The organism is Phormidium sp. FACHB-592 (genome assembly GCF_014695795.1).
In the GTDB taxonomy this organism is placed as follows: domain Bacteria; phylum Cyanobacteriota; class Cyanobacteriia; order Leptolyngbyales; family Leptolyngbyaceae; genus Stenomitos.
In genome coordinates this window covers 17753-37198 of sequence record NZ_JACJOZ010000086.1, presented here as the reverse complement: position 1 = coordinate 37198, position 19446 = coordinate 17753, and the positions used below count along the sequence as shown (strand labels likewise).

Below are 19446 nucleotides of genomic sequence, written 5' to 3'. Positions count from 1 at the left end.
GGGTTACTACAGGCAATTCGACCCAGTTTCAAAGGCTGGAAGCCTGATGCTCTCATGGTCGTTCCGCTCCCTTTGGCAGAAGGGCAAGAGCACCCTTCACCGAAATAAACGGCACATTGTCTCTATGATTGACAGAGTTAAGGGTAAAGTTAAGCCTTCTGGGTGGGCTAGATAGGCATACACTAATTTTGCACCAATAAAAGGGGTTGCCCTGTGGAGACGATGAGCGGAAGCAAGATACCCGAGCTATTAGAAATCTATGAGACAGATCTGCTGACTGAGTGGCATCAGGAGTTAGTAGCGACCAACGCTCGGAAGAGTTTAATCAAAGACGCGGAGCTACAGGAAGAGTGTCGTGAGTTTCTTCGGTTGCTTCGCACTGCGGTTCAGCAGGGTAATTTGGCTAATCTCAAGGCACCAGAATGGCAAGAGGTTCGAGAGATGCTGACCAGCGTTTCGCGATCGCGATCGCACAAGGGCTTTACGCCATCTGAAACAGCTTCGTTTGTCTTTTCGTTCAAACAACCGCTGTTTAACCGCCTACAGCAGCATTTAAAGGATTCTGCTGAACTCAGCGACGCGATCTGGCAAGCCACAACCTTGCTCGATCGGCTGGGTCTGCTGACGGTAGAAGCGTATCAGAAGGCGCGGGAGGAAGTGATTCTGCGGCAGCAGGAAGAGTTAATGGAACTGTCTACGCCAGTAGTCAAGCTGTGGGAAGGTATTTTGGCACTGCCGATTATCGGCACTTTGGATAGCGCCCGCACTCAGGTTGTAATGGAGTCGTTATTGCAGAAGATTGTTGAAACCGGGTCAGAAGTTGCCATTATTGACATTACTGGTGTGCCGACGGTCGATACTCTGACGGCTCAACATCTTCTTAAGACGGTGACAGCGGCTCGTTTGATGGGAGCGGACTGTATTATCAGCGGCATTCGACCGCAAATTGCCCAAACGATCGTGTATCTCGGTATCGATTTAACGGGCGTGATTACGAAAGCAACGTTAGCCGATGCCCTGCTGATGGCACTTAAGCGAGTGGGAGCAACCATCACTCGTTCGCAACCCAAATAGGTGAGAGGAGAAACGGATGGAGCGCATTCCCATACTGCAAATGGGTCATTTCTTGCTTGTCACCATTCAGGTCGATATGCATGATCAGCTTGCTATAACCTTACAGGATGACCTGACTAATCGCATTACTCAAACTTACGCTCAAGGTGTCTTGATTGATATTTCTGCGTTAGAAATCGTTGATTCTTTTATCGGCAGGATTTTAGGCAACATCGCCAAAATGGCACGGGTGCTGGGTTCCGAGACGGTTGTCGTCGGTATGCAGCCTGCTGTAGCCATTACGCTGGTAGAACTGGGACTATCGCTAACGGGCATTCGCACTGCGCTAAACGTGGAAAAGGGCATGACACTCTTGCGATCGTCGCTCGGTGACGTCAATCAGGTCACTGCTACTACAAGTGATGCAGAGGGCAATGGAGAAGCCTGAAACAATAAGCATCCAGTCGTCTGGGGATGTCGTTTTAGTGCGGCAAGCCGTGCGCCACTTTGCAGTAGCAATCGGCTTTGGCTTAGTAGACCAAACTAAAATTGTGACAGCCGCCAGTGAGTTAGCCCGCAACACCCTGGATTATGGCGGTGGCGGCACCATGATGCTGGAAAAGCTTCAGGCAGGAGGACGGCAGGGGCTTAGGCTCACCTTTGAAGATCAAGGTCCAGGCATTGCTGATATTGAGATGGCATTAAAGGACGGCTTTACGACCGGTAAAGGGTTAGGGATGGGGTTAAGCGGTGCCAAACGACTCGCTAGCGAATTTGAGATCGAGTCCACTGTGGGGGAGGGCACGCGGATCACGATCGTACGCTGGAAGTGAAAGCGGGATGGAGATGCAGCGACAGAGGGATGAAGAGAGGAAGAAACTCAGTTTATGATCACAAAAGCAGTTTGAAGCCTTGAGTTTTCTGAGGAATGAGTGATGACTAAAGCATGAAAGAATCGATTGCCATTCCTATTACTGAATCCAGCCAGGCAGGAGAAGCACGACGGGTAGCGCTGGCGTTGGCGGGTCGCCTCGGTTTTAACGAAGGAGAGCGAGGTAAGGTGGGCATTGTTGTCACCGAGCTTGCTAACAATCTTGTGCAGCATGGTAATGGCGGTATGGTGGTACTGCGCCCGATCGATCAATACTCCACTCTTGGCATTGAGGTTTTAGCGCTAGATCAAGGACGGGGGATGCTTGATGTCGATGATTGCTTGAAGGATGGCTTCTCCACTGGCGGCACCGCAGGCAATGGGCTAGGTGCCATTCATCGCCTCTCTAGCTTCTTTGAAATCTACTCCCCTCCTGCAAAGGGGACCGCAATTTTGGCGCATCTTTGGTCAGACTCAAAATACCATCCACCTGAAAACACTCTAGAAGTCGGTGGTGTGTGCTTACCGAAGCTAGGAGAAACAGTTTCGGGCGATACCTGGAGCTGTCAAGGAGCAACTCATCGTTGCTTGCTGCTTGTGGTAGACGGACTTGGGCACGGACCTGCTGCTGCCAGCGCTGCCGCAGCAGCTTTGAGAGCTTTTCAAGAGCATCACCACCGATCGCCTCATGCCATCATCGAAGCCACCCACGCCGCCCTACGAAGCACTCGCGGTGCTGCCCTGGCGATCGCCGAAATTGACTTTGAACAGCAGTCGGTTCGCTTTGCTGGTGTGGGCAACATCGCGGCTAGCATTGCCTCTGGCACCGAACACCGCAATCTCATGTCGCACAACGGTACAGTTGGGCATGAGGTTCGCAAAATTCAAGAGTTTACCTATCCCTGGTCTACGAATGGACTTTTGATTATGCATTCCGACGGCTTAGGCACTCAGTGGAAGCTCGATCGCTACCCAGGCTTAAGCCTCAAACATCCCAGTCTGATCGCAGGCGTGCTGTACCGAGACTTTCATCGCGATCGCGACGATGTGACAGTGTTGGTAGCCAAAGGAAACGGCGTATGACAACCCTCTTCAAGCTTGTAGTGAATGTCGAGCAAGATGTAGTGCAGGCACGGCAGCGAACCCGCGAACTCGCTGAGCAGTTGGGGTTTGAGACTCAAGAGCAGGTGCGCTTGGCAACCGCTGTGTCAGAGCTTGCCCGCAATGCGTTTCAGTATGCGAAGGGCGGAACGGTTGAATATTACGTAGAGGGAGAGCCTCAAACGTTTCTAGTGCGAGTGCAAGATCAGGGTAAGGGCATTCCTCATCTAGCCGACGTTTTAGAAGGACGCTACACCTCATCAACAGGCATGGGAGTAGGTCTTGTTGGCACTCGTAGGCTGATGGACTTCTTTGAGATTGAATCGCTGCCAGAACAAGGAACCACGGTAGTAGTAGGTAAACCGTTGCCGAAACGGGCATCAACCTTGACTGCTTCACAGTTGCGGCAGCTTCAGGAAGCGGTGACAGCACGATCGCCCCAGAATCCCTATGAAGAAGTCCAGCGGCAAAACCAGGAACTGCTGCAAGCAATGGCAGACCTGCGGAAGCGAGAGGACGAACTAACGCAGCTCAATCAAGAATTAGAAGACACCAATCGCGGTGTCGTTGCCCTTTATGCTGAACTCGATGAGAAAGCAAGCTCCTTGCAGCAGGCAAACGAACTCAAAACTCGCTTTCTCTCAAACATGAGCCACGAGTTTCGCACGCCGCTCAACTCAATTCTGTCGCTCTCTCGTATGCTGCTAGCCCGTATGGATGGCGACCTAACGGCAGAGCAAGAAAAGCAAGTCACCTTCATGCAAAAAGCAGCCAGTGGCTTGTCAGAATTGGTCAATGATCTGCTGGATCTCGCTAAAGTCGAGGCTGGCAAAATTGAGGTGCGTCCTAGTGCGTTTGAAGTCAGCGATTTGTTCGGCACCTTAAGAGGGATGTTGCGCCCCTTATTAGTGGAGGGTACTTCTGTGGCGCTCATCTTTGAGGAACCAGAGGGGTTGCCAACGCTCTACAACGACGAGAGCAAAGTCGCTCAAATTCTCAGGAATTTTATCTCCAATGCGCTCAAATTTACGGAGCAGGGAGAGGTGCGAGTGACAGCCACGCACGCAGGGCATATGGTCGTCCTCTCGGTCTCCGATACAGGCATCGGCTTGACACCCGAAGATCAGGAACGCATTTTTGAGGATTTTGTCCAAATTGAGTCCCCGTTGCAAAAGCAGGTAAAAGGCACTGGGCTAGGCTTACCCTTAGCACGCAAGCTAGCAGAGCTACTGGGTGGCAGTCTTTCAGTGCACAGCCAGCCGGGACAAGGCTCCACTTTTGCAGTATCACTGCCGATCGTCTACCCCCATGCCACTGAACTGCCCTCCCTGTTGCAACCGATCGCACCGTTGAAAGCAGCTCACCTGCCGATTCTTGCGGTTGAAGACCATACGGAAACGCTCTTTATCTATGAGAAGCACCTGCAAGAATCAAGATATCAACTGATTGCAGCCCGCACTCTGGCGGACGCTCGGAAAGCTTTACAAAAACTGCGACCAGCGGCGATCATTCTGGATATCCTGCTCGACGGGCAGAATGGCTGGACGTTTCTGCGAGAACTGAAAAGTGATGAAGCGACCCGCAGCATCCCGATCTTAGTGATTACTGTGATTGATAACGAACAGCAGGCGCTGGCACTAGGAGCGGATGCCTTCTTAATTAAGCCTGTAGACCGATTGCCCTTGCTCAGCAAACTGAATAGTCTAGTTACTCAGGGAAAAGCTCAAACGCTTTTGCTGGTTGATGATGACCCAGCCTATCGGTATGTGGTGAAGCAATTGTTGGCAGAGACTCCATTACAAATTTTAGAAGCTGTAAATGGACAAGAGGGCTTTGCCTTGGCAGAGACTGCACAGCCAACCGCTATCCTGCTTGACCTGGAGATGCCAGAAGTTAGCGGCTTTGATGTCCTCGATCGGCTCAAGCACAATCTCAACACTCAAGCGATTCCTGTCATTATCTACTCGTCTACACAACTGGATACAGAGGCGCAGAGCCGTCTAACCGCCCAAAGTATTGCTATTCTCTCCAAAGAAACGACTGCTCAAGCAGCGACACTGGCTCAACTTCGAGATGCCTTTGTCAAAGCTGGGCTTGTCTTGGAGCCTTGAGGGAAAGCGCCATGGCTGAGCCGCAGCTGACAGTCCTACATGTAGATGACAGTGAAGCTAATCGTTATGTGGTAGCACGGATTTTGCGAAACGGAGGCTTTACCGTTGTGGAAGCAGCAACTGGAGCCGCAGGTTTAGCTGCGATCGCTGCTCATCAGCCTGCCCTGGTGATTTTGGATGTGAAGCTACCCGACTTAAACGGGTTTGAAGTCTGTCGTCAGATTAAGTCCAACCCTGACTCTGAGTTTCTACCAGTGCTGCATCTCTCGGCTAGCTTTGTTCAAAGCCAGGATAAAGCCGAGGGTTTAGACAGCGGTGCTGATGCGTATCTTGTGCAGCCTGTTGAACCGATCGAACTGCTTGCTACGGTGCGATCGCTGCTACGCATTCGACGAGCAGAGGAAACAGCGCTAGCTTCAGCACGAGATTGGCAAACGACCTTTGATGCCATCAATGATGGGGTCTGTCTGGTAGACCCAGACGGCAAAGTTATACGCTGTAATCAGGCAATGAGCCAACTTTTTGACAAACCCTTCAATGAAATTCTGGGGCGCGTTCATTATGAGTTGATGCGTGGGGTGTTAGGGCTGGGAGATGGCACCTGCTTTCAGCAGGCACAAGCAACGCACCAGCGTCAAGTTCTAGAACTTCAGGCTAAAGGACGGTGGTTTGCCAAAACGATGGACCCAGTGTTAGACGGACAGGGCACCTTTACGGGTGCCGTTTTCATCCTGGCGGACATTACCGCTCGTAAACAGGCAGAAGCAGCTCTACAAGAGAGTGAAGCGTTAAAGCAACGCATTCTAGAGAGTAGTAAAGACTGCATTAAAGTTTTGACGTTAGATGGACGCATACTTTACTTAAACAAGGGTGCGTTACAGCTGCTAGAGGTTGATAATCCTACGTCCTTGCTAGGCGTTGAGTGGTTTAGTTTCTGGCAAGGCGAGGATAAGGACAAGGCAAAAGGAGCGATCGCCGCTGCCAAAGCTGGTAATAGCGGACAGTTTCAGGGCTTTTGCCCTACAGCAAAGGGTACGCTCAAGTGGTGGGATGTCGTAGTGACTCCGGTTCAGGATGCCTTGGGACAGGTTACACAACTCCTGGTTGTTTCACGCGATATGACTAGGCAAAAGCAAGCAATCGCTGAACGCGAACAACTACTGATACGTGAGCAAGAGGCTCGTGAACAAGCTGAGACCGCTAACCGGATCAAAGATGAGTTCCTAGCAGTGCTGTCGCATGAATTGCGATCGCCCCTCAATCCGATTCTGGGCTGGGCAAGAATTCTGCAAACGAGCCAGCAGGACGCGGTTAAAACCCAGTATGCGCTTGAGACCATTGAACGGAATGCCAGATTACAAGCGCAACTTATTGAAGATCTGCTTGATGTCTCGCGTATCCTTCAGGGCAAGCTGAGTTTGCATACAGATTCAGTCGGTCTGACGTTTACTATCAAAGCTGCTCTTGAAACCGTGCGGCTTGCGGCTGAGGCGAAGGCAATTCAGATTAAAACCGTCTTTGCACCCAACGTTGGGCAGGTATTGGGTGACGCTAGTCGGCTGCAACAGGTCGTGTGGAATCTGCTTACCAATGCCGTTAAATTTACCAAACAGGGTGGTCAAGTCGAAGTACGGTTGGAGGAAGTAAGGAGTGGGGAAGAGGACATAGGAAAGGGAGAAATGCCTCACTCTTCACGCCCGACATCCCATGCCCTAACTTATGCTCAGATCACTGTTAGCGACACAGGCAAGGGCATTTCCTCCGACTTCCTGCCCCATGTCTTTGAGTACTTCCGTCAGGCAGATAGCACCACGACTCGCAGCTTTGGCGGGTTAGGGTTGGGGCTAGCCATCGTGCGTTATCTGGTTGAATTGCATGGCGGCACCGTTCAAGCTGAGAGTCCGGGAGAAGAACAAGGAGCAACCTTTAGAGTCAGACTGCCAATTCTAGAAGCTTCTAGTTTGAATCAAGCTGATACGATGCCTCATGAACACTCAAAGTTTAATCTCAATGGCTTAGAGGTGCTTTTTGTAGACGACGATCGAGATTCACGAGAGTTGATTGCTTTTGTACTGCAACAGCATGGGGCAAACGTTACTGAGGTAGAGTCAGCGAGTGAAGCGTTAAACCATTTGAGCCACGCAACCTTTGATTTACTAATCAGTGATATCGGGATGCCTGCTATGGATGGCTACGCCTTAGTGCGTCATATTAGAGCACGATCGCCTCAGCAGGGTGGACAGATCCCTGCTATTGCCCTCACTGCTTATGCGGGAGAGATTGATCAGCAGCAAGCGATCACGGCAGGCTTTCAGCAGCACCTTACCAAACCGATTGAGCCAGAGCTACTCATGCAGGCAATTTGGACTTTAATGCAAACTAATGGCAAAGACACCACAGCGAAATTTGGATGAGCCAGAACTTTAGTGAAACTAGATAATTGTCTTCGATCGCCCACCTTTGGTTTATGAATCTGGTTTGACTAGCCCGATCGCGATAAAGGTGTACTGCTGCCCATGCCAATCCACTGTCCTCTCCTTACAAGGGGCAATTTGTGAGTCGGATAAGAGCCTAAAGCCCTGTTGTTGGGCAAGGGCAATTGCTGCTTGCACCTCTACAAACGAGAAAATGCTCCAGGATAAGCCAAACGGTTTGATCGATGGATCTATCTGAATTTTTTCCTGCCAATAGTCAGTTGTGATGAACAGAAGCCCGTTGGACTTGAGGATGCGATAAGTTTCCTGAAAAAACTGCTTCAGGTCTACGCCGTGTTCAATGACGGAAATACTGACTGCACAATCAAATGTCTGATCTGAAAAGGGCGTAGCAGTCAGATCACCCTGGTAAAGCTGATAGGGGCGATCGCCAACTGGTTGATGAATGGTTAAATCAATACCATGCAGTTGTTGAAACCCTAGCGCTGCAAGAAACTCTAACGTGCAGTAATCTCCACAACCGAGATCAATGATGGGGCAGTGGCGATCGCTGTGATCTAAGCATTGAGCAAGTAACCACTGGTCCCAGTTTTTCTCTACTGTAAGGTGAGTTGGCAGACCTCGACTTTGGAGCGCTTGAGTTGCAAGCTCAACGTCTTGCAGAGTTTTCAGAACTTGAATCACAACAGCATTCCTATTAACTAGATTAGTGGTGCTTGATCGTAATAGGTTTTGAATTATTAATGATGGTAATTAGCGTTATACCAATTCCCTTTTAACGCGTTGCAAAGCAGGATCCCCCTGCCTGCGGCTTCTCCCTTCATAAGGCGAATTGAGGGGGATCAATTGGAGGAATCAACACTAAAGTAATTCATGTCAATTAGAGCACCTACACTGCGATTACTGAGATCGGTCAGCAGCATAAGATGACTAAATTTTTAGGGAATTACTCTTTGTTGATTCCTATGCAGAGGCTTGACAGCAGGTGCCAAATTAAGCTTCTTGCCACATTTCAGAGATTTTACCGGGCAGGTACTCAGCTACTTCCTGAACCCGTTCCTGCGATAGCTCGTCTTTTGTCGCTGAAAAGACTGCTTTGATAATCGTTTCTGCATCGGCTCCGGGCAAGTTACCTTCTTGTCTCAAGCGTACTAAAAAATTATCAGGGCTGATATGCAAGTTTGGGCGAATGTGGCTGAGGAAGCTCACTAATGGATTTGTGTCTTTCCAAAGGTCTTCCACTTTGTCAGGGGCTTTTTCATCCAGTTCATCGGCAACGCGATCGATCGCCTCATTGCTCATCACGTCTCGCATCGTTCGATAAACTACTTCTGTAGCGTTACGTGCTTCTTTCAAATCTTTTAAGTTGCCCTGCGTTCTAACTTTCTCTAGAAAATCTTGATACGTTTCCATGTAAAGCTCCAGTAAGTTGTAAATTCTTTGGCGCTCAAGCTGTTTGTAAAGCGACCTTTAGCATCTTAAGGTTGGCTGCTTGGAAAAATGTCGATCGCAAGGCAGAAATCTCAAATAGACAGTGCAGAAAGTAGGTTGCGCCTCTGTTAGTTTCTTACAACCATTCACGACTAATGAGTGGATATCTACAGATCAAGCTTCCATTGACAAATTAGGATACAGATTTGGGCATAAGGGCATTTCACCTTCAATCAGGAGGCGTGCCAGACTGGGCAGAGCTTCACCATAAGTGGGATGGATATGTACCGATCGCTCTAGTAGTTGCCAGGTTGCACCCGCTTCCATAAGGGCTAACAACACATGCACTAGTTCCGCTGTTTCGTAGCCAACCAAGGTTGCACCTAAAATCTGATCGGTGTCGCGATCGATCACCAGGCGATAAAATCCTAAATCGTGCCCCCATTCGATGGCACGAGCAATATGAGCCATTGGTAAGGTGACCGCACGGGCATTGATGCCTTGCATTTGTGCTTGCTCCAGAGTCATGCCAACGCGCCCTACCTGCGGTTCGGTGTAGACGGCATAACCGAGAACGCGATCGCTCCGTGTCCGTTGCTCCCCACATAAGATTGCTTTCAAGCGGCGATAATCCTCCCAGGAGACATGGGTAAAGGCAGGTTGCCCTGCCGCATCTCCAATTGCATAAACGCCCTCGCGGGTAGTCTGAAACTGGTCGTTGATTTTGATGAAGCCTTTGCCATCTAGCTCTACACCTGCGGCTGTGGCATTTAAGGCAGTCGTATTTGGTTTACGTCCGATTACCACCATTAAGGCTTCACCCTCAAGGGTTTCGCCATTGCTTAGGGTTAGCGTAAACACTTCGTTTGCATAGCGAACCTGTTCCACATCAACTTTAAAGTGCAGAAAAATTCCATCTTGGTGCAATGCTTCTGCTAGAGTGTCGCTGACCTCAGGTTCTTCCTGCGCCAACACACGATCGCCCCTGATAATCAAATGGGTTTCACTGCCTAAGCGGGCTAATCCCTGTCCCAATTCCAGCCCAATGTAGCCCGCCCCAATGACCAGTAAACGCTTTGGCAGTTCTTTTAAGTCAAAGAAATTGCGATTAGTGAGATAAGGCGTTCCGGCTAAACCTGGAATCTCTGGAATCAGAGACGACGTTCCCGTATTAATTACCACCAGTGGCGCTTGCACTGTGACGGCTCCACCTGTAACAGCACCTTCTTCAGTGAGCGAAGCTTCGGCACAAACAACGTGAACCCCAGCACCCTCTAATTTTTGCTGAATTCCTTGATTAAAGCGATCGCGAATGCCTCTAACCCGCTCCATAACGACTGGAAAATCAACCTGAACTTGAGTATGAATTCCCAGTTTGGCAGACTGACGGGCACGACCCGCCGCATGAGCAGCCGCTAAAAAGGCTTTGGAAGGCGTACACCCATAATTGATGCAACTTCCCCCTAAGGCATCCCGTTCAAACAACACAACCGTACGTCCAGCTTTCGCAAAATCGGCTGCCAGGGGAATGCCACCCTGCCCACTCCCAATCACAACTAAATCTGCGGTTTCCATCTCTGATATGCCTCCGCTTAAGTAACGGCAACCGTGCTCACCTCAATTTTCCAGTCAAAGACGATGCGAGGGGCAGCAAAAGTTTGTACAACAGCCACAGCGATCTCAACTCGCTGGTCTCAACTTTCTAGGTGCACAGTAGCACTTCTACTCTCTAGAAAGCAAAACACCCATGCTACTAATGGTTAGCGCTGCTCCAGGGTTATATAGCAAAAGGATGAAGGATAGGGGATGAATCGAAGTCCTTGCTTAAAGGACGTTTCAAGGTTTAGGTCTGTCCTAACGTTCTCTTCGACTGCTATACCAATTCCCTTTGTCCACGCTACAAAGCAGGAGCTCCCTGACCGTAGCTCTTCGTACGTTAAAGTTGAATCGATGGAAGGGTACAGTATTTCCTTGCACTCCCGCGACTAACACTCTGTATTCGTTCTTAATTAAACTCCCCAGGCAAGATTCGAACTTGCGACCAATCGATTAACAGTCGATCGCTCTACCACTGAGCTACTGAGGAATGCTCTACGTTGCGAATCTAATAGTACCTACAAATAGGTTACTTTGACAAGCGTTCAGACTAGTTTTTTGTAAATGTGTTGCATCGAGGCAGAAATGTAGTCAACGATGTCCCAGCGCACCACGGTAAAACCAGTTTGCTGTGCCAACGATCGCGTGCCTCAGCAACCCATACAGCCCTGCGCTACTTCTCCCAATTCAGGGCTGATGCTTGCCAAAGCGCATTTTTGCCAACCGTTGTTGGGCTGCGGGGTCAAGCGCATGAGCCAGAAACCGACTCGACGGCTTTTTAGCTGCTTTTTGCTGACGTTGAACGCGACGATCAATTGCTGCCACCTCAGCGCCCAAGCGTTCGGCAGACATCCATTCTGCGCCATAGCCAACGACTGTCAACTGCTGGGCACGATCGGACGTTGCCACAATTAACCGTTGTTGAAACTTACGCAAATCGTAGCGGAAGTCAGCGCAGGCTTTTTCAATATAGGTATCTGCTGTCTGCCCGCAGTTGGTATAGCAGACACATAGATTAGGGGTAATGACCTCTCGACTGCTACCGGTATCACGATACTGGGAGTCAAACACAATTTGGGTATCAAAGTCTTGGAAAGCACTGTAACCCGTTAAGGCTTCAATTAATTGACGGCGCGCAGGCTCTAAACCCTCGCGATCGCGCACTCGCCGTAAGTCAGCCCACAGCCCGACGACATTGTAGCCGTCCACTAGCAGTATCGCTTGTGGAGCCGATCGCGGCATAGTTTAAAGCCTGCAAAGGACAGTAGACATTTACTTAACCTTTAGTTAGCTTTATCATCACACATTTTGTTGAGTTCTGTTACAAGGTACGGGTCAAGCAAGTGCAGTCTAGCTTGGCAAGTTTGTCTCAGAGCAACAGCCCCACGCTCAGATCGCCAAAGCTGACGCTCTCTTTCAAGAAGCGTTTAAAGAGGAGTGGGCAATGGCAGCTTACAAGTTGATCGCTTGTCTACCCAACCTATTTAAATCCTGGCAAGCGCTAAGGCTACAGATTCCTTCGCTTTCAGGCTTATAGCGCTCTAGAGAGGCACCTGCATCAAGCGTTGCTTCAAGCGCTGGGGATCACCCCGATCGACCACTTTGCCCTTCTCTAGCAAAAATGCACCATCACAGTAGTCCAACTCATCCAGCCGATGTGTGACCCAAAGTGCTGTCAAGCCGCGACTCTTGACTAACTGCTGTACCTGGGCAACTAGATCAAGCTGACTATCAGGGTCGAGCAGGGCTGTGGGTTCATCCAGCAGCAAAACATCACAGTGTCGAGCGATCGCGCCTGCGATCGCCACTCGTTGTTTTTGCCCACCGCTTAACGCATAAATCGGTCGCCGGATTAGCGATCGCAGATTAACAGCATCCAGAGCTTCCTCAACCCGACGATGGACTTGAGCAAGGGTTAACTTTTCTGCGACCAAGCCAAAGGCAACATCGGCACCAACAGTGGGCATTACAAGCTGGTGATCGGGGTTTTGAAACACAAAGCCGATATGTGGACTAGTCCGAATCGAGCCAGATTGGGGCGGCAACAAGTTTGCCAGCAGCTTCAACAGCGTAGATTTGCCGCTGCCGTTAGTGCCCAAAAGCATCCAGAATTCGCCTTGAGGCACCGTTAGACTACACCCATCAAGGACTGTCTCTCCCTTGTACCAGCGAAAACATAGATCCTGAACCTCGATGCCAAAGGATCGAGGCATTGTCTCTGTCTCCAGCCTCCCAACAGGTAATATGGGAAGCTGGTTGCCAAGACTAGTATCGGTCTGACGCGCAAATGGTTCTGAGGCACTCATTCAGCTAACGCAAAAAAGCCAGGTGGTCTACCAGAAGCCGCAGCCGTACCAGCTTTATCAGAGATCTGCACGGCTGAAATCTCGGAGCCCATGATACCGATTTTTTTCCCTACTTGCTTTTCACAGGACAGTTCCAGCAGTTCATTGCCGCCAGAGCGAAGCATTTGCAAGATTTTTTGATAGATGGCTTCGGCATCCTCTTCAGACTTGCGCTGTACCGAAAGAGAAAGGGGCGTGTTTTTGAGAGTGATATCGATAGTAAACATATGTTGCGTGCATCACAGAACCAGCTTCTAGTATCGCAAATCGCGGCGCGGTTGGTTGGGTGATCGTCAGACACTTGGAAACCAGCGCTTAAAACAGATGGGTTTCTCCTCTTAAAGAGACGGTTTTAGCAAACAGGTTGACGCAGCAAGCCGGGTTTTCTTCGCGTTTGTCTTTCACCAGCGACCTTTTGCCTAAGCGTCGTCTCGCTGTAAGGGTAAAAATACTTGTAGCCAGCCGCCATGAGTTTCAGGATGGTTACTTGCCTGCACGCTACCGTGGTGTGCTTCCACAATTTGACGGACGATCGCCAGCCCTAAACCACTGCCGCTGCTTACTGATACGGCGTGGGTTCCTTTTGTAGACTGGGCATCATCGCTAGAGGCACTGTTAGCAGCCGCGGTGTTTTTGCCAACGGCATAGGTTTTGGAGATCTCTACCTCAGCAGGGCTACGAGAACGCGATGGATCAGCGCGGTAAAAGCGATCGAAGACATAGGGCAACGCATCGCTAGGGAAACCCAAACCCGCATCAATGACATCCAGTTGCACTAATTGCTTAGAGAGATTAGGGTCAGAGCGATCGTTGGTGATCAAACTTGCCTGCACTCGAATTGCCTGCTGGGGTGGGCTGTACTTAATGGCATTGTCGAGCAAATTTAGCAGCACGCGATGTATCCGTGATTCATCAAGCTGTATCAGCAGGCGATCGGGTCCTACATAATCAAGTCGAAGCTGCTTGTTACGGGCTAATGGCTCCAGCCCGAACCAGGCAGATTGAATCAGCCTCGTTAGGTCAACGGTTTTGCACCTTAGACTTGGGTGAGGATTTGCTTCAAGCTGGCTCAGATCCAGCAGATCTTGCACCAGGCTGCTTAAGCGGATTGTTTCATTAAGTAGGCGATCGATCCAATCGCGTAGCGGCGGCTCCAGCCGGATTTGAAGCGTTTCGGCAACCAGGCGGATAGAGGTAAGGGGCGTTTTAAGTTCGTGCGCCACATCAGAAATCCAGCGATCGCGCTGTTGAGCCAATAAAACAGCTTCCTGACGACTTTCCAAGAAAACGCCTACACAACCATCGCGTAACGGTAAGCTGTGCGCCCGCAATGGACGGGGCATCTGACGCGATAGCTGCGAGGGATCGGCACACACAGGATGAAATGTCCAGTCGCTTTGGCAGGGTTTGCGGAGAACGCGAGTCTGCTCAATCAATTGATCTAACTCATAGGAGCGGACGAGTTCCAGTAGCAAGCGACGGGTTGGTGCGGTCGGCGGCTGAATGCTAAGAAGTTGACCTGCTTGAGCATTACACCAGATCAGTTGGTTCTCTTCATCAACTTGCAGTATTCCGATCGGGGCAGCAAGCGAAAGGTGTCGCCAGGTTTCCAGGTCAGTGAGTAAGGCTTCTTGGGCATCAACCGAGGCTGCAACCGCTTGCCGTAGCCGCAATACTGACACGAGCGATCGACGTGAACCCTGGGGTTGAAGCGAAGACATCAAAAACTGAAGCTGGCGAGTGAGCTGAATGTGATACCAGCTCAAGACTCCTAGCCCAATCATCAGCCCTAGCAGAAACCACAAAAATGCCACGTTGTTTTGCGCTTAACTGTCAGCAAGCAGCCTTAAGTGAAAAAGCAGGGATTCCAATGAGAAATCGCTCTAGCCATGAAGCGCTCAATGCTTATTCGTTCTTCAACAAAGCATGGCGATCGCCGTACCCACTTAAAGCAGAATGTATCGTTATTCTAAGCTGATTGCTGACTGCTGACCGCCAATCGTCATTTAACCAAAACGATAGCCAAACCCGCGCACTGTTACCAAATAGATGGGGCTACTGGGATCAACCTCAAGTTTTTCGCGTAGCCAGCGGATATGCACATCCACAGTTTTGCTGTCACCAATAAAATCGGGTCCCCAGATGCGCTCTAGTAGCTGCTCCCGCGACCAGACTCGGCGAGGATAGCTCATGAATAGCTCTAGAATTTTGAATTCTTTAGGCGAAAAATTAACGGCTGCACCCCGCACTGTAATGCGGCATTCTTGGGGATAAAGAGCAATATCTTGATACTTTAACGACGGTTGCTCTGGCTGCACTTGAAACTGTTGGTAACGGCGCAGCAAGGCACGACAACGCGCAACTAATTCCCGAATGCCAAACGGCTTGGTGAGGTAATCATCTGCTCCCACCTCTAGCCCAACGACGCGATCGGTCTCGCTACCTTTGGCACTAAGCATCAAAATGGGGACAGTCATGCCTTCTCGACGAATGAGACGGCAGAGGTCAAGTCCATTGATGTAAGGCAACATCAAATCGAGAATAATTAGATCGAGCGATCGCCCCCACAGTTGGTGCGGTAGCGTCGATGTCACCCCAGAACCACCGTTAGACTCCAGTTCTTTAAGTTGGTGGACGATCTCAAGGGCAGCCCGACCATCTGTAGCGGTCACCACATCGTAGCCTTCATCTTTCAACGCTAACGCAATCGTCTCGGCAATTAAACCTTCATCCTCAACAACTAAAATGCGCCCCAGTTTAACACTGGGCTGATGCTTTGTTCTTTCCGACGCTAGCGTAAGCGGCATATTGCTGGTCCTGATTAATCCAGGTAACTTCTGTCCATCAACCGTAATCGTACCACTTGTGACACTTTTAGTAAGGTTTGATACCGCAGACGGAATCTGTTTTATGCGTCTAGTCCTGATCTGCCTCGATTCTCGCTACGCCTGTTTTGGGATAGTAGTTGCTCAAGATTTGTTGATACGAATAGCCTTGCTCGGCTAATGCCAACGCGCCTAGCTGGCTCATGCCTTTACCTTGAAATGCCTCTGCCACAATGTCATCAGACGCAGCATAGAGTGATTCAACAATGCCACCACGATAGCTGACAAACTCGCCTGCTGTGGCATCAACGGCGGCACTGGTTCTACTCGCTTCACGCTCGATGCCACTGTAAACTTGATAATACTCGGTTGCGCCCATATGAAAGAGCGGACTGACAGGTTTGAAGTAGTAGGTCAACGCATAGGAACGGGCGGCAACAGCCTGTGCCTTTAGTGCTTCCATCTTCCAGCTAGGGGAGACTTCGCTGGCAACAACACTGTAAAGATACTGTCGCAGATTGACATGATTAACGCCCCACAATTTGCCGTCAGTAGCAACTAGCAAGAGCCGTCCTCGGTAAGTGCGATCGCCCATTTGAAACACACTTCCCGGTGGAATCTCTAGCCAAACGACTGCTGGCAATTGCCAGTCTCCAAAGCGAATGGCTTGTCCATCAGGCTGAGTATTGTAAACAGTACCGGGGGGTAACTGATGCAGTTGCTGTCCTTTCTGGTTCAGCAGGATGGCACCAGTGGGAGCGCCGATCGTCAGAGAGGGTAGCCCTTCAGCGATCGCCACATGCATTTCAATTAAGGCATCGACGGATGATCCCGTTGAGGCAAAGGCTGCTTTCGCGCGTCGATTAATTGCTTTTTGTTCTTCCGTTAACGCATTGGGATCAACCGGTTTAGGGGACGGTTTGGCAGTCGGTTTCGTCGCTTGCGGTGATGGGGTGGGAGTAGCTGAAGGCGACGGCACCACTGCTGGCAAGGATGTAGCTGTGGGTACAGGAGTCAACGCTGTCGGGACAGATGGCTGCACCTGTTGCCGACTGAGTGTCATACCCAGCAGTGAGAGTACGCCAATCAAAGGCACTACTACCCAGAGTAGTGGCTCCATCTGCCTCACACGGTTTGGCGTGAGCGTTTTGTCAGGCTTCATTGGCGATCGCTTCATAGAGTTCAGCACATCCTTAACTCTGGCTTACACATTCAAACATCGTTGTAAGTCACAGCATCCTTTTTACAGCTATGTTACGAAGCAGCCTTTGCTTTGGTGAGGCGCTGTTGCTCTAAGTAAGCAAACACACTTTTATCACCAATATCGGGCGGAATTGGCTGGATGACCTTGCGAACAGCAAAAACTAGAAAAAGCAGTGCCCAAAGGGCAAGCAATCCTTGTTCTAGCGGTAAAGGGAGCCAACCAACCATGTGCCCTAACAGGAGCAGCGGCACAATTGGCGTAAGGAACTTCGTTTCTAGACGGTTAAAGCACACCGCTTCTTTAAAGAAAATGCCAGTCAGCGCTGCAAAGGTAAAGCCAATACCCAGAATACTCAACGGTTGATTATAAACGGTTAAGGCAAACGGCTCTGGATCAAGATGCCCGATCGCCACTGCGGCAAGACAACCAATAACCCAAAATACCTGTAGCGCCCGATGCAATGCTGCCATGTAAATATGAATCGTCAGCAAACTCACGCCCAATGCCAAACAAAAGCCCGTGTAAAGAAACGTCAGCCCTTGTAATACTGACTTGTCTACGTGCCATAACACTAACCCGACCCCAAGGGCAAAGCAGAGCACCGCAGTCAGCAAGCCAGCGCGATAAATGACAACGCCCTTGCGATCGTCTGCCGTCAGCGTAAACTCCCCAAACTGTCCCTGGTAAAGCTCTGGCTCAAAAGATTGCGTCATGGCTATGTAGTGAGTGCTGTTGCGTTGCTCCTCACCTATTCTCTCTCTAACAACCACAACTAACAACTAATCACAATTTCAATCCTGTTGGCAGCTAGCTCCCGGTTTAAATGAAGTCTTGCCTGAGCATTACCGCCATTAACGGCAACTTCGACCCAGCCATGACTGCCCACCAGTGCTAGCAATTCTCCCGGTGGGCTGTCGCTATAGGTGTGCTGACCTGGCAGCGTTACATTGTTAATCAAGAGCGACCATTGTTTGCCGCTTACTTGCGCTTCAGGGATATTTGTAATCACATTGCCGAAGTGGTCGATCGCTTGAATGCAGCCTGTCAGTTTGTAGGAGGAACAAGCAACGTCTCCACCCTCCGCTAAAACTGCCGCTGGCATCTCAGTGTTATCTGCCCTAAACCGACAATGCTCAAGCCGACGGTATACAGGCACATTCAGCCTGACTAACGTTTCTGGTTCAAGGCGATCGCCCATCTCAGTAAGCAGTACCCCACTGGCAAGATGTGCACCGACTGGGGCAAAGATGTCGCGCCCATGAAAGGTTACGCTAGGTGCTGGTGTACGCCAATAGTGGGAGTTTGTTAGAGAAACGGCTGCAATGATGGGATGAGCAGCAAAGACTCCACTGAAAATGCCATTATCGGGTCCGACTAAAAAACCTGCTGGTTGTGCTGCCACTGTGCCTATGGCAACCGCGATCGCACGTCTTGTACCACCGACACCTGGATCAACCACAGCAACGTGGACAGTGCCTGCTGGAAAATAAGGATAAGCCGTCATTAGAGCAAAGCGTGCCAGAGCAATATCCTGTGGCGGGATCTGGTGCGTTAGATCAATAACGGTTAGTGACGCATTCACTTGCGCGATCGCCCCTTTCATCATGCCAACGTAAGGGTCGCTCAAGCCAAAGTCACTCAGCAAGGTAAGCACACGACTTGGCTCCATTGCTGCATCTCTATTGGTAATCAGCTAGCAAGCGGGAAATCCTGCCAGTGTCGCTCGGGAGCCTCATTCTGTACTATGAACGGACGATCAGTTTGCATTGACTCCAGCTCAACGATCGCGTCAATTGACTGTTGTGCAGCGTACAGCGCCTCTTCCAGGGGTTGGGTCGGTGCAACAAAATAGCCATAGCGTACAGCAACCTGATCTTCCTGTGCTGCATACCTGCGATCGGCAGGGTGATACCAGTGGAGCCACAAGCCCTTATCAATAGACCCTTGAAAGACGCGGGTCAGAAAAATTTCCCATCCTAAATAGGTGTGAACAGGCTGAGAATCACTCAAGACGGCTTGAGAAGATGGGGGTTGAATGGTTGCCGAGAGAGTTTGCATTGTCCGCTACTATGATTGGTTGAGTTTGTTCTTTCTCTTCAGAGACACGTTGGTAGTAGCTGCACACAATTAAAGATTCTCTACAATCCCTTCAGGTTCAGCGCAACGACATAACAGCGCAATGATGAACACATTCGGGGATGACACAGGGCAATTTTAAAATTCAGTAACACCCACTGCATGAAGCCAGAGACTAGAAGCAGTAAGGTGCTCAAGGGCGTAAAGCTCTCAGCTTGAGAAAAGTAAGAGCTTGTTTCACGTCTTGATGTTGCCATGAAGTTAGTATCACAAGGATGGCAGCTACTTCGCCTCTACCAGTAGTTCGATTTCATACTGCCATTGCCTCATTCCGGACTAGCGCTCAAGTGCGTCACCGTCTCATGACAATACTCTTACAGTTTCTGAAATGTTGAGCC

General features: G+C 50.2%; 19 protein-coding genes and 1 tRNA gene. 7 read left to right on the top strand and 13 right to left on the bottom strand.

Going from position 1 to position 19446, the window contains the following annotated elements; all coding sequences use genetic code 11:
• Positions 1-222: 222 nt before the first annotated feature.
• The 6 genes from H6F86_RS24165 (at position 223) to H6F86_RS24140 (ending at position 7550) form a co-directional block, all read left to right on the top strand.
• On the top strand, positions 223-1074 hold the full coding sequence (locus H6F86_RS24165) for an STAS domain-containing protein (RefSeq protein WP_190452087.1): 852 nt from the start codon (positions 223-225) through the stop codon (positions 1072-1074).
• Positions 1075-1090: 16 nt separating this feature from the next.
• On the top strand, positions 1091-1501 hold the full coding sequence (locus H6F86_RS24160) for an STAS domain-containing protein (protein WP_190452085.1): 411 nt from the start codon (positions 1091-1093) through the stop codon (positions 1499-1501).
• The gene (locus H6F86_RS24155) at positions 1488-1886 is read left to right on the top strand and encodes an anti-sigma regulatory factor (RefSeq protein WP_190452083.1); all 399 of its coding nucleotides are present in this window, start codon (positions 1488-1490) and stop codon (positions 1884-1886) included. The genes H6F86_RS24160 and H6F86_RS24155 overlap by 14 nt, the downstream gene beginning before the upstream one ends.
• A 113-nt stretch (positions 1887-1999) precedes the next feature.
• Complete coding sequence (locus tag H6F86_RS24150; protein ID WP_190452081.1) at positions 2000-3007, top strand: ATP-binding SpoIIE family protein phosphatase; 1008 nt, start codon at positions 2000-2002, stop codon at positions 3005-3007.
• Complete coding sequence (locus tag H6F86_RS24145; protein WP_190452080.1) at positions 3004-5136, top strand: ATP-binding protein; 2133 nt, start codon at positions 3004-3006, stop codon at positions 5134-5136. The genes H6F86_RS24150 and H6F86_RS24145 overlap by 4 nt, the downstream gene beginning before the upstream one ends.
• Positions 5137-5147: 11 nt before the next feature.
• The gene (locus tag H6F86_RS24140) at positions 5148-7550 is read left to right on the top strand and encodes a response regulator (protein WP_190452079.1); all 2403 of its coding nucleotides are present in this window, start codon (positions 5148-5150) and stop codon (positions 7548-7550) included.
• Between the two features lie 51 nt (positions 7551-7601).
• Here the strand turns inward: H6F86_RS24140 and H6F86_RS24135 are convergent, their stop codons facing one another.
• The 8 genes from H6F86_RS24135 to H6F86_RS24100 all read right to left on the bottom strand — a co-directional run bounded on the left by H6F86_RS24135 (position 7602) and on the right by H6F86_RS24100 (position 14757).
• On the bottom strand, positions 7602-8255 hold the full coding sequence (locus H6F86_RS24135) for a class I SAM-dependent methyltransferase (RefSeq protein ID WP_190452078.1): 654 nt from the start codon (positions 8253-8255) through the stop codon (positions 7602-7604).
• 309 nt (positions 8256-8564) lie between these two features.
• Positions 8565-8984, bottom strand: coding sequence for a DUF2267 domain-containing protein (locus tag H6F86_RS24130; RefSeq protein ID WP_190452077.1), 420 nt, complete (start codon positions 8982-8984; stop codon positions 8565-8567).
• A 192-nt stretch (positions 8985-9176) separates the two neighbouring features.
• Positions 9177-10577, bottom strand: a complete 1401-nt coding sequence (locus H6F86_RS24125; protein WP_190452076.1) for an FAD-dependent oxidoreductase — start codon at positions 10575-10577, stop codon at positions 9177-9179.
• Between the two features lie 439 nt (positions 10578-11016).
• A tRNA-Asn gene (locus tag H6F86_RS24120) sits at positions 11017-11088 on the bottom strand.
• A 197-nt stretch (positions 11089-11285) separates the two neighbouring features.
• Positions 11286-11840 carry an NYN domain-containing protein gene (locus H6F86_RS24115; RefSeq protein ID WP_190452074.1) on the bottom strand — a complete coding sequence of 185 codons (555 nt, stop codon included), beginning with the start codon at positions 11838-11840 and terminating at the stop codon, positions 11286-11288.
• A 299-nt stretch (positions 11841-12139) separates the two neighbouring features.
• Positions 12140-12811, bottom strand: coding sequence for an ABC transporter ATP-binding protein (locus H6F86_RS24110; protein WP_190452073.1), 672 nt, complete (start codon positions 12809-12811; stop codon positions 12140-12142).
• Between the two features lie 89 nt (positions 12812-12900).
• Complete coding sequence (locus tag H6F86_RS24105) at positions 12901-13170, bottom strand: hypothetical protein (protein WP_190452071.1); 270 nt, start codon at positions 13168-13170, stop codon at positions 12901-12903.
• A 192-nt stretch (positions 13171-13362) separates the two neighbouring features.
• The gene (locus H6F86_RS24100) at positions 13363-14757 is read right to left on the bottom strand and encodes a HAMP domain-containing sensor histidine kinase (RefSeq protein WP_347241022.1); all 1395 of its coding nucleotides are present in this window, start codon (positions 14755-14757) and stop codon (positions 13363-13365) included.
• On the opposite strand from H6F86_RS24100, the gene H6F86_RS24095 reads away from it, so the two are divergent.
• Positions 14751-14921, top strand: a complete 171-nt coding sequence (locus tag H6F86_RS24095; RefSeq protein ID WP_190452069.1) for a hypothetical protein — start codon at positions 14751-14753, stop codon at positions 14919-14921. The genes H6F86_RS24100 and H6F86_RS24095 overlap by 7 nt on opposite strands.
• A 28-nt stretch (positions 14922-14949) precedes the next feature.
• Here the strand turns inward: H6F86_RS24095 and H6F86_RS24090 are convergent, their stop codons facing one another.
• The 5 genes from H6F86_RS24090 to H6F86_RS24070 all read right to left on the bottom strand — a co-directional run bounded on the left by H6F86_RS24090 (position 14950) and on the right by H6F86_RS24070 (position 19030).
• Entirely contained in the window at positions 14950-15750 is an 801-nt protein-coding gene (locus H6F86_RS24090) for a response regulator transcription factor (RefSeq protein WP_190452067.1), read from the bottom strand.
• Positions 15751-15859: 109 nt separating this feature from the next.
• The gene (locus H6F86_RS24085) at positions 15860-16957 is read right to left on the bottom strand and encodes a SpoIID/LytB domain-containing protein (protein WP_347241020.1); all 1098 of its coding nucleotides are present in this window, start codon (positions 16955-16957) and stop codon (positions 15860-15862) included.
• Positions 16958-17022: 65 nt separating this feature from the next.
• Complete coding sequence (locus H6F86_RS24080; protein ID WP_190452065.1) at positions 17023-17685, bottom strand: DUF2301 domain-containing membrane protein; 663 nt, start codon at positions 17683-17685, stop codon at positions 17023-17025.
• A 59-nt stretch (positions 17686-17744) separates the two neighbouring features.
• Positions 17745-18641, bottom strand: coding sequence for an SAM-dependent chlorinase/fluorinase (locus H6F86_RS24075; protein WP_190452063.1), 897 nt, complete (start codon positions 18639-18641; stop codon positions 17745-17747).
• Between the two features lie 20 nt (positions 18642-18661).
• Positions 18662-19030 carry a hypothetical protein gene (locus H6F86_RS24070; protein ID WP_190452062.1) on the bottom strand — a complete coding sequence of 123 codons (369 nt, stop codon included), beginning with the start codon at positions 19028-19030 and terminating at the stop codon, positions 18662-18664.
• Positions 19031-19446: the final 416 nt, after the last annotated feature.